At 75.5% G+C, this 12944-nt stretch carries 11 protein-coding genes; 8 read left to right on the plus strand and 3 right to left on the minus strand.

Annotated features, from left to right (window positions below):
• The first annotated feature begins 28 nt into the window (after positions 1-28).
• The 6 genes from ABZU69_RS24090 to ABZU69_RS24115 all read left to right on the plus strand — a co-directional run bounded on the left by ABZU69_RS24090 (position 29) and on the right by ABZU69_RS24115 (position 8201).
• Positions 29-661 carry an ATP-binding cassette domain-containing protein gene (locus ABZU69_RS24090; protein ID WP_354966596.1) on the plus strand — a complete coding sequence of 211 codons (633 nt, stop codon included), beginning with the start codon at positions 29-31 and terminating at the stop codon, positions 659-661.
• Positions 658-1938 carry an extracellular solute-binding protein gene (locus tag ABZU69_RS24095; protein WP_354966597.1) on the plus strand — a complete coding sequence of 427 codons (1281 nt, stop codon included), beginning with the start codon at positions 658-660 and terminating at the stop codon, positions 1936-1938. The genes ABZU69_RS24090 and ABZU69_RS24095 overlap by 4 nt, the downstream gene beginning before the upstream one ends.
• Positions 1935-3701 carry an ABC transporter permease subunit gene (locus ABZU69_RS24100; protein ID WP_354966598.1) on the plus strand — a complete coding sequence of 589 codons (1767 nt, stop codon included), beginning with the start codon at positions 1935-1937 and terminating at the stop codon, positions 3699-3701. Before ABZU69_RS24095 ends, ABZU69_RS24100 begins: the two co-directional genes overlap by 4 nt.
• Positions 3698-6076 carry a tetratricopeptide repeat protein gene (locus tag ABZU69_RS24105; protein WP_354966599.1) on the plus strand — a complete coding sequence of 793 codons (2379 nt, stop codon included), beginning with the start codon at positions 3698-3700 and terminating at the stop codon, positions 6074-6076. The genes ABZU69_RS24100 and ABZU69_RS24105 overlap by 4 nt, the downstream gene beginning before the upstream one ends.
• Positions 6077-6159: 83 nt before the next feature.
• The gene (locus tag ABZU69_RS24110; protein ID WP_089021258.1) at positions 6160-6783 is read left to right on the plus strand and encodes an ABC transporter ATP-binding protein; all 624 of its coding nucleotides are present in this window, start codon (positions 6160-6162) and stop codon (positions 6781-6783) included.
• A complete protein-coding gene (locus ABZU69_RS24115; protein WP_354966600.1) occupies positions 6780-8201 on the plus strand; it encodes a DUF6297 family protein in 1422 nt (473 codons plus the stop codon). Before ABZU69_RS24110 ends, ABZU69_RS24115 begins: the two co-directional genes overlap by 4 nt.
• A 32-nt stretch (positions 8202-8233) precedes the next feature.
• Here ABZU69_RS24115 and ABZU69_RS24120 read toward each other — a convergent pair whose 3' ends face one another.
• Together ABZU69_RS24120 and ABZU69_RS24125 are read right to left on the minus strand one after the other, a co-directional pair.
• Positions 8234-9265 (minus strand): PHB depolymerase family esterase, encoded by a 1032-nt coding sequence (locus tag ABZU69_RS24120; protein ID WP_354966601.1) that lies wholly within the window; start codon positions 9263-9265, stop codon positions 8234-8236.
• A 132-nt stretch (positions 9266-9397) separates the two neighbouring features.
• On the minus strand, positions 9398-10870 hold the full coding sequence (locus ABZU69_RS24125; RefSeq protein WP_354966602.1) for a PLP-dependent aminotransferase family protein: 1473 nt from the start codon (positions 10868-10870) through the stop codon (positions 9398-9400).
• 63 nt (positions 10871-10933) lie between these two features.
• On the opposite strand from ABZU69_RS24125, the gene ABZU69_RS24130 reads away from it, so the two are divergent.
• Together ABZU69_RS24130 and ABZU69_RS24135 are read left to right on the plus strand one after the other, a co-directional pair.
• The gene (locus ABZU69_RS24130; RefSeq protein WP_354966603.1) at positions 10934-11545 is read left to right on the plus strand and encodes a LysE family translocator; all 612 of its coding nucleotides are present in this window, start codon (positions 10934-10936) and stop codon (positions 11543-11545) included.
• Between the two features lie 7 nt (positions 11546-11552).
• Complete coding sequence (locus tag ABZU69_RS24135; protein ID WP_354966604.1) at positions 11553-12299, plus strand: phenylalanine--tRNA ligase beta subunit-related protein; 747 nt, start codon at positions 11553-11555, stop codon at positions 12297-12299.
• On the opposite strand, the gene ABZU69_RS24140 is transcribed toward ABZU69_RS24135, so the two are convergent.
• On the minus strand, positions 12266-12868 hold the full coding sequence (locus ABZU69_RS24140; RefSeq protein WP_354966605.1) for an MBL fold metallo-hydrolase: 603 nt from the start codon (positions 12866-12868) through the stop codon (positions 12266-12268). The two genes, ABZU69_RS24135 and ABZU69_RS24140, sit on opposite strands and share 34 nt — an antisense overlap.
• Positions 12869-12944 lie beyond the last annotated feature (76 nt).

The following is a 12944-nucleotide window of genomic DNA, read 5'->3' on the forward strand; positions in this document are numbered from 1 at the left end:
CTGGGACGGTCACCAGCGGTCACCGGAGGTGAGGCTCACGTTACGGCTACGCGCACTGGTCGCCGTCCCCGGCACTGGGCCGGTGACCCTCGACGTTCCGGCCGGCACGACCGCCGCCCTGGTGACGCCACCCCGGGTCGGCACGGCCGTGGCCCGGGTGCTGGCCGGGCTCGCCGCCCCGGTCACCGGGCGGGTCATCGTCGGCGACCGGGACGTCACCGCCCTGCCGCCGCCACGCCGGCAGATCGGCTACGTGCCCGCCGGCGGCGCACTGCTGCCACAGCTCACCGTGCGCCGCAACATCGAGTACGGCCAACGCCGTCGCGAACGGGTGCACGAGGTGGCCGACGACTGGACAGCCACCGTGGTGGACCGGCTGGAGCTGGCCCCGACGCTGGCCCTGCTGCCGCACCTGCTCTCCGACGCCCAGCGGTTCCGGGTGGCGCTGGCCCGGGCCGCGGTCTGCCTGCCCGAGGTCCTCGTCGTCGACCTGCCCGTCGATCCGGCCGGCGGCGGCCGCCTCGGCGACCTGCTGCCCCGGCTGTCCCCACCGGACGCACCGGGGGTGGCCGTGCTGGTGTGCACCGCCGATCCGGCCACCCTGGCCGAGATCCCGCGCCGGCACGAGCTGGTCACCGAACCCGAGGGGACGGTCCGGTGACGCCGGCCGGGCGGGCGACCCGCCGTACCCTGCTGCGCGCCGCCGCGGCCGGCGCCGCGGTGACCGCGGCCGGCTGCGCCGGCGGCACCCGGTCCGTGCAGGTGGCGGTGGTCTGGAGCGGAAGCGAGCTGGACCGGTTCCGGCGGGTCGTCGCCGGCTACCCGGCCCCGGTGCACGTGGTCAGCGCCGGCAACGACATCGACGCGTTCCTGCGCGCCCGGCACCTCGCTGGCACCAGCCCGGACGTGGCGATCCTGCCGCGCCCCGGCCTGGTCACCGACTACGCCCTGCGGGGCTGGCTGAGCCCGGTGCGCCCGTCGAACGAGTACGCGGTGCCCACCGGGCTGAGCGACCTGCTGATGACCCGCGGGCGGCGTTACGGCGTCTGGGTGAAGGCGGCGCACAAGTCGCTGATCTGGCATCTGCCGTCGGTGCTGCCCCGGCCGCCGGCCACCTGGGACGAGCTGGTCACCGTGACCCGCACCCTCGGCGCGCTCGCCCGGCGCGGGTCCGGCCCGGCGCCCCTGGCGATCGGCGCGGCGGACGGCTGGGTGCTCACCGACTGGTTCGAGAACGTGCTGGCCGACCTGGCCCCCGACGCGTACGACGCCCTCGCCGGCCCGGACGCCGACTGGCAGGGCCGACCGGTGCGCGACACCCTGGACCGGCTCGCCGAGCTGTGGAGCATCGGCGGCGCGTTCCCCGGCGGCGGCCGCCGTGCCCTGCTCACCCAGTACGAGGAGTCGGTGATCCAGGTGGTGCGCTCCGGGCGGGCGGTGATGGTCTTCGAGGCCGACTTCACGGCCGAGGTGGCCGGCACGTTCCGGCGCGGCCCGGAGCAGCCGAAGACCTTTCGGTTCCCGAGCGCGCGGGCGGGCGGCGGTGGCCCGCTGATCGTCGGCGGAGACGCGGCGGTGGCGTTCGCCGACGCCCGGGGCGGGGTGGAGCTGATCGAGTGGCTCAGTCAGGCCGGCGCGTTCCAGCCCTGGTTGGACGCCGGCGGCTACCTGTCGCCGAACACCACGGTCGCGCTGGACAGCTACGCCGATCCGGTCCGCCGCCAGCTCGCCGGCGAGATGCGCGCTCCCGGCACCCTGCGCTTCGACCTCTCCGACCAGCTGCCCGGGCCCTTCACCGGCTCCGACGGGGTGGGCATCTGGCGGATCATGCAGGACTTCTTCTCCGACGTCACCGACGGCGTACCCGCCGCCGAGGCGGTCCGCCGGGCCACCGGGCAGCTCGCCGCTGCGGCCCGCAGCGCGGGAGGCGGGCGGTGAGCCGGATCCGGGTGCTCGGCGAGCTGGCCGTGCTCGACGATGTGGGGCCGCCCCGGCGCGGCCGGGCGTACCCGGCGGCCGGCGCGACCTCCGCGCTGCTGTTGCCGGCGATCCTGCTGCTCGGCGGGCTGGTGCTGTGGCCGGTGCTGCGAACGGTGCACGCCAGCGTCACCACGGACGGTCACTGGGTCGGCGCCGAGCACTTCCGCACCGCGCTCGACGCGCCGGACACCGGCGCGGTGGTGGGCCGCACGGTCCTCTGGGCGGTGCTGGTGCCGGCGGTGGTCACGGCGCTGGGCTACCTGCTCGCCGCCGCGTCGCGCCGCTCGCAGGAGGGTGGGCTGGTCCGCCTGATCCTGCTGGTGCCGGTGGCGTTGCCGCTGGTCGTCACCGGAGTGACGTTCCGGCTGATGTACGACCCCGACCCGAGCCGGGGCCTGGCCACGCTGGTCGCGGCGCGACTGACCGGCCGGTCCGCCGCAGAGGCCCCGCAACTGCTCGGGCCGGGCCTGGTCACGGTGGCGCTGATGTCGGCGTTCGTCTGGGCCTGGGTCGGCCTGGCCGTGCTGGTCTTCCGGGCCGCGCTGGACGCGGTGCCCCCGAACCTGGCCGACGCGGTACGCGCCTACGGCGGCGGTCGCCGGCACGTGCTGTGGGACGCGCAGTGGCGACCGCTGCTGCTGCGTACCGTGGCGGTGGTCTTCGCGCTGGTCGCGGTGGGCACCAGCCGCACCTTCGACCTGATCCTGGTGATGACCCCCGGCTCGGTCCGGGACGAGGCCGCCGTGCTGGCGCTGCGGGTCTGGCAGACCTCGGGTGGCACCACCACCGGCGAGGGCGCCGCACTCGGTGTGGTGTGGCTGGTGGCGGTCATCGGCGGGATCCTGGTGGCGGCGCTGTTCGTCCGGCAGGCGTGGCCGCCGCCGCGGGCCGAGATGCCGCCGGACCCGGACCGGGTGGCACCGCCCCGGCGGGTGTTCCGACTGCTCGCGGCGGGCGCCGCGGTGGCCTGGCTGGTGCCGCTGGTGGTGCTGGTCGCCACCTCCCTGCACGGTCAGGTGGATGCGGCGGCGCGCGGCTGGTGGTCGACGCCGCCGGGGGTTGGCTCCTACCGCGACCTGGTCACCGGGGCCGAGCTGTGGCGAACGCTGGCCTTCACGCTGCTGCTGGCCACCGTCGTGACCGCCACGGTGCTGGTGGTCGCGCTGCTGGCCGCGTACCCGCTGGCCTGGTTGACCGGACCGGCCGCCCAGGCCACCGGGCTGCTGCTGCTGGCCGCCAGCGTCGTACCGGTACAGGTCATCGCCGGGCCGCTCAACGAGGTGCTCGGCCTGGTGCTCTCCTCCGGCACCGCCCGCGGCCTGGCCCTGGTGCACGTGGCGCTGGGCGTGCCGTTCGCGGTCCTGGTGCTGCGCAACGCGTTCGCCGACCTGCCCGCCGAGCAGGTGCGCGGCGCCCGGCTGGGTGGGCGCCGCTGGTGGGGCACGCTGCGCCGGCTGGCCCGGCACAACCTGCCCGCGGTGGTCGCGGTCTCCGTGCTGGAGTTCGTCCAGGTCTGGAACGACCTGGTGGTGGGCCTGCTGTTCAGCGGGCCGGAGGCGACACCGCTGGGGCTGTTCCTGGCCGGGCAGTCCCGTGGCTTCGTGTCCAACAGCGGGGCGCTGGCCGCCGCCTCGGTGTTCGCCTCGGTGCTGCCGGTGCTGCTGGTGGTGCTCGCCCGCCGGCAGCTCGTCGCCGGGCTGGTCTCCGGGGGCGTCCGGTGACCGGCCCCACCGGCACCGGCCGCGGGCCGCGCTGGCCGGTGCTGATCGCGGTCGGCACGCTGGTCAGCGGGGTGCTCGGCAACCTGGCCAGCAACATGCTCTCCGAGCTGGCGGCCAGCGTGCTCGGGCCGGCGAGCATCGCGCTGGTGGTCAGCGGCGGGGTCGGTTTCGTGGTGTTCGAGATGCGCCGGCGCCGAACCGGTCGGGAGGTGAGCCCGGAACCCACCGAGGTCGTCGCCGCACCGGCCACCGGCGCGCCGACGCTGCCGTACCCGGCCGGCTTCACCGGCCGCGACGAGCACGTCCAGGCGGTGCTCGCGCTGCTCGCCCGGGAGCACGCGGTGGCCGTGCTGGGCCGGCGGGCGGTGGGCACCTCCGCCTGCGCCGTACAGGCCGCGAACCTGTGCCGGGAGGACTTCCCGGACGGGCAGTACTACCTCGACCTGCGCCGCGGCGGTCGACCCCGGTCCGCCCGGCAGGTGCTCACCGCGCTGGCCGGGGTGCTGGGCACCGCCGCGCCCGTCTCGGGCCGGCCGGACGCCCTCGCGGTCGCCGCCGACGCCGTGCGTGGCCAGCTCGACGGCCGCAAGATCCTGCTGGTGCTGGACAACGTCGACCGGCCCGAGCAGGTCCTGCCGCTGCTGCCGCCGACCGCGCGGACCTGCCGGCTGCTGCTCGCCGGCGGCCCGGCGTTGAGTGGGCTGCAGGGCGTGGTCGCGCACTGGATCGCCGAGCCGGGCCCGGCCGAGGCGGTCGAGCTGTTCGCCGCAGCGGGCGTGGCCGCGCCGGCCGCCCGGATCCGCCGCGCCGACCCGCGCACCGACCCGGCGGTCGGCGACATCGTCGAGCTGTGCGGGCGGCAGCCGCGCACCGTCCGGGCACTCGGCTACCGCACCGCCCAGCACGGCTGGCGGCACGCCGACGTGCTGGACGCGCTGCGCCGCGCGGTGCAGACGCCGCCGCACCAGCGGGTCACCGTCTCGCCGGCGGCCCGGCTGGTCACCGAACGGGACACCGCGTACCGGGCGTTGACCCGTGAGGCCCGACGGCTCTACAGGCTGATGTCGCTGGCGCCCGCCCCGGTGGACCGGCCCGCCATCGCCGCGCTGGCCGGTCGACACCCGGAACGGGTGACCGCGCTGCTCGACCAACTGGCCGCCGCGGCGTTCGTCGTCGGCGCGCCCGGCGACCGGTACGAGATCCGCCCCCTGCTCGCCGGCAACGCACGGCTGCACCTGCGCGACGCCGATCCGGCCCGGGCCCGGGTCGCCGCGCAGGCCCGGCTGACCCGGCACCTGGCCCGACGGGCCGAACGGCACGCGGCCAACCTGGCCGTGCTGGGCTCTCCACCGGACCGGGAGTGGTCACTGCCGCTGGACGACGACCCGTACGGCTGGTTCGACCTGCACCAGGAGCTGCTGCTGGCGGTGGTCCGGGTGCCGGCCGGCGCGGCCGAGACGCTGCCGCGCCGGGTGCGCCGGTGGTGGTTCCGGCTGGCCGTGGCGCTGTGCGGATGGCTGGCGCACGTCGAGCGGCTCAACGAGTGGGAGCAGGTCTGCCGTACCGTGCTGGCCACCCCGACGGCCGACGACCGACCGGAGATCGCCGGGTGGGCGCACAACGAGCTGGGGGTGCTGCGCCGGCGCCGGCACGACCCGCAGGGTGCCGCCGCCGCACTCACCCTCGCGGTCGCCGAGCGCGGCCGGCGGGGCACCGCCCAGGCCCGGATGAACCTCGGCCTGGCCCTGATCGACCTGGGGCAGCTCGACGACGCGGTGGAGCACCTGGAGCTGTCCCGCCGGCACCGCTCGGGCGCGGACCGGGCCGGGCACGCCCTGACCGATCTGGGCCTGGGCGCCGCGCAGTTGGCCCGGGGCGAGCTGGAGATCGCGCACCACCATCTGGTGCGGGCGGCGAACACGTTCCGGTCGGTGGGTGACGCCCGTGGCTACGCGGCGGCGCTGACCAACCTGGTGCTGGTGCACGCCGCCCTCGGCGAGCACCTGGATGCCGCGCAGGCGTGGCGGGCCGCGCTGCGCGAGTACGAGTCGGTCAGCGACCCGACGAGCCGGTCGGCGGCGCTGCTCAACGCCGGGGCGACGCTGCTGACCGCCACGCCCGGGCAGGCGCGGGCGGCGTACGAGCTGCTGGCCGAGGGTCGGCGGCTGCGCGAGGAGAGCCGGCCCACCGCGGGGCTGGCACGCACCCTGCTGTACCTGGGTGACGCCGCCGCGGCGCTGGGCGACCGGGCTGAGGCGCGGCGACACTGGGCGGACGCGGCGGCGGTGGCCGAGGAGGTCGGCGACGCCGACGGGCAGGCCGCCGCGGACAGCCGGCTGGAGGACGACGGGGAGCTGCCGGTGGCCGGCGCGTGATCCGCGTCCCGACCTGCGCGGCAGGGGCGCCCGCGTGATGTCGGTCGCTCAGGTTGGCCGGTTGAACGGGTCTGGGAGAGTGTGTGATCGTGGATACGCTCTCGGTGCGGGGACTGAGCCGCAACTTCGGCAACCTGGTCGTGCTCGACGACGTGAGCTTCACGCTCCAGGCGGGCCGGATCGCGGTGGTGCTGGGCCCCAACGGCAGCGGAAAGACCACCCTGCTGCGCTGCGTGGTCGGCGCCGACCGGCCGGACGCGGGCGAGGTGCTGGTGCAGGGTCGCCGGGCCGACGAGACCGATCCCCAGGTGCGGGCGCTGGTGGCGGCCGCCCTGGACGACATCGACTTCTTCCCCGACCTGTCCGTGGTCGAGCACCTGGAGCTGGTCGCGTACGCGCACGGCGGCAACGCCGAGCCGGTTGAGGAGGTGCTCGCCGAGCTGGGTCTGGAACCGGCCCGCGACCAGCTGCCGGTGACCCTGTCCAGCGGGCAGCGCCGCCGGCTGGCGCTGGCGTCCTGCTTCGTACGCCCCCGCCGGGTGCTGATCCTGGACGAGCCGGAGCAGCGCCTGGACGTCCGCGGCCGCCAGTGGCTGGCCGACCGGCTGCGCCGGGAGCGGGACGCGGGCACCGCTGTTCTGCTGGCGTCGCACGACCCGGAGCTGATCGACGCGGTGGTCGACGAGCGCATCGAGATCGGCCGGTGACCGCCCCGCCGGCAACCGTCGCCGAGGCGCCGACCGGCGTGCCCACCGCCCGGCAGGTGCGTACGCATCTGCGCCGGGCCCGCCGCGGGCATCACGACCACTCCCTCGGTGACGTGCTGGGCGATGCGTACGTCATGGTCCTCTTCGTGGGCATGTACGGCTGGTTCGCGATCAGCGCCAGCCGCGACATGCTGAACTCCCCCACCGTCGGCCAGGCCGATCCGGGGGTGCGCTGGTGGCTGGCGGTCGCCGCGCTGCTGGCCGGGGCCGGGCTCGCCTGGCGCGGCCTGCGTGCCCTCGGTCCGCTGCTGGTGACCCCGGCGACGCAGAGCTGGGTGGCCAGCGCGCCGATCGACCGGCGGGCCTGGCTGGTGCCGCGCCTCGGCGTCCTGCTGGCGGGCGCGGCGGCCGGCACCGCGCTGCTCGGGGTGGCCGTGGCGGCGCTGGGCGGCGTCAGCGACCCGACCGCGCTGGGCTGGGCGGCGGCGGCCGGCGCGGGTTGGGGCGCCGCAGCGCTGGCGCTGAGTGTCGTCGCCCAGGGCAGCCGGACGGGCCGGCGGTGGCCGGCCGTGGCGGGGGCGGTCCCGATGCTGGCGGCCGCCATCATCACGGGGCTGGTGGTGCTCGTCGGTCGTCTCGGCGACGGGCTGCCTCGGCCGTCGGCGACGCCGGCCGCCGCGCTGGTCGCCGTCGGGGTGCCCCTCGCGGTCGTCGCCGCCGTTCTGGCGGTCCGCGCGCTGCCGCGGGTGGATCGGGCCACGCTGACCACCGGCGCGCAGTTCGCCAACGCCGCCGCCACGGCCACGATCCTGCTCGACCCGAGCCTGCTCGCCGGCCTGGTGGAGAGCCGCCGCTGGCGCCGGATCGGCCGGGTGCGCAGCCGCCGGTTCCTGCCCGGCCCCGCCTGGTGGGCGCTGCTCCAGGCCGATGTGCGCCGGCTTGGACGCCACCCCAGCGCCCTGCTGATCTGGGCGGCGCTGATCGGAGTCCAGTACGCGGCCGCGCTCGCCCTGCCCGGGCTGGCCGGTGCCGCGCAGGTGGTGTTCGGCTACCTCGCCGCCGACCGGTTGACCGGCGGCCTGCGGTCGATCAGCCGGTCACCCGGGTTGCGTCGGGCGCTCGGTGGCAGTGATGCGGCGCTGCGCGGGATCCATTTGGTCGTGCCGGCGGTCGGCGCCGGCCTGTGGTGGCTGTCGACCCTGCCGACCGTCGACGGTGGGCCGGCGTGGCTGGCGCCGACGCTGGCACTCGGGGTGGTGGCCGCCGCTTGGCGGGCCGCCACCCGACCGGCCATCGACTACGGCGGTGCGACGGCGAACACGCCGTTCGGGATGATCCCGGTCGACCTGCTGCGCCAGGGCGCGCGCGGGCCGGCGCTGCTCGCCGTGCTCGTCCTGGTCCGCCTGCTGCTGGGTTGACCGGGCGGGCCCGCCCGGTCAACCCAGGACGTTCAGCCGTCCAGACGCCGGACCATGTTCATGACGGTCTCCAGCTGGGCGCCGCCCTTGATCGGGTAGTTGGTCGCGCCGAGGTAGCCCCACCAGTCCCAGCAGCCGTTCGGGTTGGTGCCGGCGGTGCTCGCCTGGGGGTAGAGGACGATCAGGTTGTTGGTGTCGGCGTACTGGTTCAGGTTCGCCCGGTCGACGAAGGCGGTGCCCACCGAGCCGTACCCCTGGAGGCAGCCGTGCAGGGCCACCAGCAGCCGGCACGACTGGCCGGCCGCGCAGGCCGACGGGACGTACGCGAAGCCGTTGGCGTCCATGCTCAACCCGTTGGCCCAGCCGTTGACCGCGAAGGTGTTCTGGCTGAACCGGATGAGCGTGCCACCGAGCGGGCCGGTGTTGGGCGCGTTCACTCCACCGAGCAGTTTGCGGAGCAGGGCGTTCTGCGGGTCGACGCCGCAGTCGTTGAGGAACGGCGACGCGGTCGCGGTGCAGCCCCGCGTTCCGTACGGGGTGACCCAGGAGTGGCCGGCCGCGGAGCCGCTGTCGTACTGCACGCTGGCCCCGAAGTGCTGGTAGTACCGGACCAGGTCGTCGGTGACGGACTTCTTGACGGTGGTGTCGTTGCCGCCGTGGAAGACGTACACCGGGTCACCGGACAGGTTGCCGACCGGGTCGACCCAGCCGTAGGACGCCCAGGTCCGGGTGTACGCCTGCAGGGCCGACAGGTTGGTCGGGTACTGGTTGTCGCCGCAGCCGTAGAGCGCCTGGGCGACGTTGTTCTGGGCGCAGTAGTACGGCCCGGCGGCGAAGACGGCCGCGCCGCGGATCCGGGACGAGTAGGCGACGTGCAGTTGCGTGGCGAGGTAGCCACCGGAGGAGACGCCCGTGACGTAGACGCCGGAGACGTTGTAGGTGCCCAACGAGCCGGAGACCGGGGGCTTGGTGGCCGGGTTGGCGGCCTGGGCGGGCGCCGCGGTGGTCAGGATCAGCAGGAGGACGGCGGCGAGGGCGGTGGCGGCTTTCAGCGGTGTCGTCATGGACGCTCTCCTTGCGAGCGCCGGCGGGGGCGTCGGCGTGCGCCGACGCTATCGTGACGTAGACCACACCAGATATGAGCGCAACCGACACGTCCGAGGACACCGCTGTGTCCGCCTCGCCCATCACTGCTTCTACAGCTGCCGGAGGACGGACGCGATCGTCGCGACGCCCTCCTCGATGTCCGACGCGGTGTTCGCGGCGTAGCCGAGCACCAGGCCTGGCCGGTGCGGCCGCTGGCAGTGCCAGGACAGCGGTTGCACCTTCACACCGCGGGCCAGTGTCGCCGCCGCCAGCTCGGTGTCGGCCAGCCCGTTGTCGAGTGTGATGGTCAGGTGCAGGCCGGCCGCCGCGCCGTGCACGGTCGCGCCGGGCAGGTGCCGGGTCAGCGCGGCGATCATCGCGTCGCGGCGACGGATGTGTCGGCGGCGCAGCAGCCGCAGCTGTCGCTCCAGCGCGCCGGAGGTCATCAGCTCCGCCAGCACCAGTTGCGGCAGCACCGCGTTGCCCAGGTCGGCGCTGCGCTTGGCGGCCACCACCGCCTCCCGGTGGCGGGGCGGCACGAGCAGCCAGCCGACCCGCAGCGCCGGGGCGAGCAGTTTGGACACGCTGCCGGCGTAGCAGACCTGCTCGGGTAGCAGGCCGCGCAGCGCCGGCACCGGGGGCCGGTCGTAGCGGTGCTCGGCGTCGTAGTCGTCCTCGATGATCAAACCGCCGGACCGGGCCCAGTCGAGGAGCTGACGGCGGCGGTCGCCGTCGAGCACCACGCCGGTCGGGAACTGGTGCGCGGGTGTGAGCATCACCGCGGCCACGCCGCTGGCGGCCAACTCGTCGACGCGCAGCCCGGCGCCGTCCACCGCGATCGGCGGGGTGTGGATCCCCCAGTTGTTCAGGTGCTGGCGTACGCCCAACGACCCGGGGTCCTCGACCGCGATCCGGTCGATGCCGAGCGCCTGGGCGAGCAGCCCGAGCGCCTGGGACACCCCCGCCACGATGATCACCTCGCCGGGGTCGACGGCGATGCCCCGGCTGCGGGCGAGCCAGGCGGCCACGGCCCGGCGCAGCGCGGCCGCGCCGCACGGGTCGCCGTAGCCCAGGTCGGCCGCGGCGAGATCGCGCAGCACGACACGTTCGGCGCGCAGCCAGTCCGCGCGGGGAAAGGCGGCCAGATCGGGTACGCCGGGCGTCAGGTCGATCGTGGCGCTCGCCGCGCGTACCGCGTCGAAGATGTCGCTGCCCGGAGCGGGCGGGAAGAGCGCGTCCGGCGCCGGCGCGGCGGCCGGGGCGGGCGCCGACGTGGCGGGCGCGGCCGGGGCGGCGACGACCACCGTCCCGGCACGGCCTCGACCGGTGACGTGCCCCTCCTCGGTGAGCCGCTGGTACGCCTCAGTGACCACGCCCCGGGAGACGCCGAGGTCGGCGGCGAGCACCCGGGTGGCGGGGAGCCGCCCGCCGACCGGCACCCGCCCGTCGGCGATGGCCTGGCGCAGCCGGCCGGCCAGCCAGTCGGCCCGCCCACCGGGCGGAGCGTCGGTGATGGTCAGGTGCAGGAAGTCCGACCCGGCCGTTATGGACCTCTCGGATGCTCTCGGTTTGGCCCTGCTCACCGGACCATCCTGGCAGCAGAGTGGGAGTTCAGACAGCCCCGCCGAGCCCACCGGAGGACGACCGTGACGATCCCGTTCCTGATCACCACGCTGATCGTGGTGATCACTCCGGGCACCGGGGTGTTCTTCACCCTCTCCGCCGGGCTGTCCCGGGGCGCCCGGGCCGGCGTGCTGGCCGCCTTCGCCTGCACGCTGGGGGTGGTGCCGCACCTGCTGGCGGCGATGACCGGTCTCGCCGCGCTGCTGCAGGCGAGCGCGGCGGCGTTCGAGGTGGTCCGGTACCTCGGCGTCGGGTACCTGCTCTACCTGGCCTGGTCGACCGTGCGGGACCGCAGCGCCTTCGCGGCGACTCCCGGTACGCCACCCCGCTCGGCGGCCCGGGTGATCATCTCCGGGGTGCTGGTCAACCTGCTCAACCCGAAGCCGACGCTGTTCTTCGTCGCGTTCCTGCCGCAGTTCGTGGACACCACCGCCCCAGGCTCGACACGGTCGATGCTCGCGTGCGGGGCCGTGTTCATGCTGCTCACCTTCGTGGTATTCAGCGGCTACGGCATCTTCGCGGCCCGGCTGCGCGACCGGGTGCTCACCCGGCCGAGGGTCACCGACTGGTTGCGCCGGTCGGTCGCCGGCACGTTCGTCGCGCTCGGCGTGACGCTCGCTCTCACCGAACGATAGGAGTCCCGTGCAGTTCCAGCATTCCGCAGCGCTCCGCGCCGCGTACCCGGACCTGGTGGCCGGCGTGGTCCTGGCCACCGGCATCACCCCCACGGCGGACGTGGCGCAGCGGACCGCCGTGTACACCGCCGTCGCCCGTGAACGGTTGGCCGGCGGGGCCGAGAGCGGGTTCCCGGAGATCCAGGCGTGGCGGCGGGCGTACGCCGCGATGGGGCTGCGCCCCACCCGGTACCGGTGCGCGGCGGAGGCGCTGCTGCGCCGGTTGCGGCTGGACGGCGACCTGCCCCGGCTGCACCCCCTGGTCGACCTCTGCAACGCCGTCTCGGCCGCGTACGCGATCCCGGTCGCGGTGCTCGACCTGGACCGGGTCGACGGCGATCTGGTGGTCCGCCCTGCCCACGGCGACGAGGAGTACCTGAGCTTCGCCGGCGAGACCGAGCACCCCGACCCGGGCGAGGTGACCTTCGTGGACGCCGCCGGCCGGGCGCACGCCCGGCGCTGGACGAACCGGCAGAGCGGCTGGTCGGCCGTGCGGGAGGGCACCTCGTCGGTGCTGATCGTCGCCGAGGCGTTGCACCCCGACGCCGAGGCGGACGTGACCCGGTTGGTCGGCGCACTGGTGGCGGAACTGACCGAGGGGTGGTCGGCACCGACGGGTGCCTCCGTGCTCACCGGCGCCGCACCCCGGTTCGACACGATGGCCGCCGGTAAAGCGGCAGGTCAGGCGGTGTCGCCGGGGACGAGGTGGCGGTAGCCGGGGATCGTCTCGGCGAACCAGCCGGCGACGCTGGCCAGGCCGCGCTCGTTGAGCTGCGCGTCGTGGATCGGGTACGCCCGTTCGGCGCCCACCTCCCGGGCGAACCGGATCGCCTCGTCGAGGCGCAGCCAGGACCCCTGCGCCGGAACCAGCAGCGTGCGGACCGGCTCGTCCGGCACGTGCACCGAGTCGCCCGGGTGGTAGAGCCCGTCGCCGATCAGGTAGCCGAGGTTGGGACAGTCCGGTTGACCGTCGTGGATGGCGGCGTGCCGGCCGCCGTGGGCGGTGACCGGAATGCCGGCCGCGGTGAAGCGTTGCCCGGCGTGGACCCGGGTGACCGGCAGCGGGGCGAGGTCGGGCAGTTGTGCGCCCTCCGGGGCGTAGACCGGGACGCCCAGGCCGGCCAGCCGCAGCACGTCCACGTGGTCGGTGTGCTCGTGGGTGACCAGGACGGCGTCCGCGCCGACCAGGGCGCGCGGTTCGCTCCACGTGCCGGGGTCGACGACCAACACGCCGCCGTCGTGCTCGATCCGGACGCAGGAGTGGGTGAACCGGGTGATCCGCATCCGACGACGGTACGCCGCCGGCCGGTAGGTCACGGTCCCATGGGACCGGGGCGGATCTGGGGCGGACGTGTCGACG

The organism is Micromonospora sp. NPDC005206 (assembly GCF_040608175.1).
In the GTDB taxonomy this organism is placed as follows: domain Bacteria; phylum Actinomycetota; class Actinomycetes; order Mycobacteriales; family Micromonosporaceae; genus Micromonospora.

Bases quoted from the DNA above. Each gene is read 5' to 3' on its own strand.
- ABZU69_RS24120 (WP_354966601.1), bottom strand. From the start codon at position 9,265: ATGACGACACCGCTGAAAGCCGCCACCGCCCTCGCCGCCGTCCTCCTG.
- ABZU69_RS24140 (WP_354966605.1), bottom strand. From the start codon at position 12,868: ATGCGGATCACCCGGTTCACCCACTCCTGCGTCCGGATCGAGCACGAC.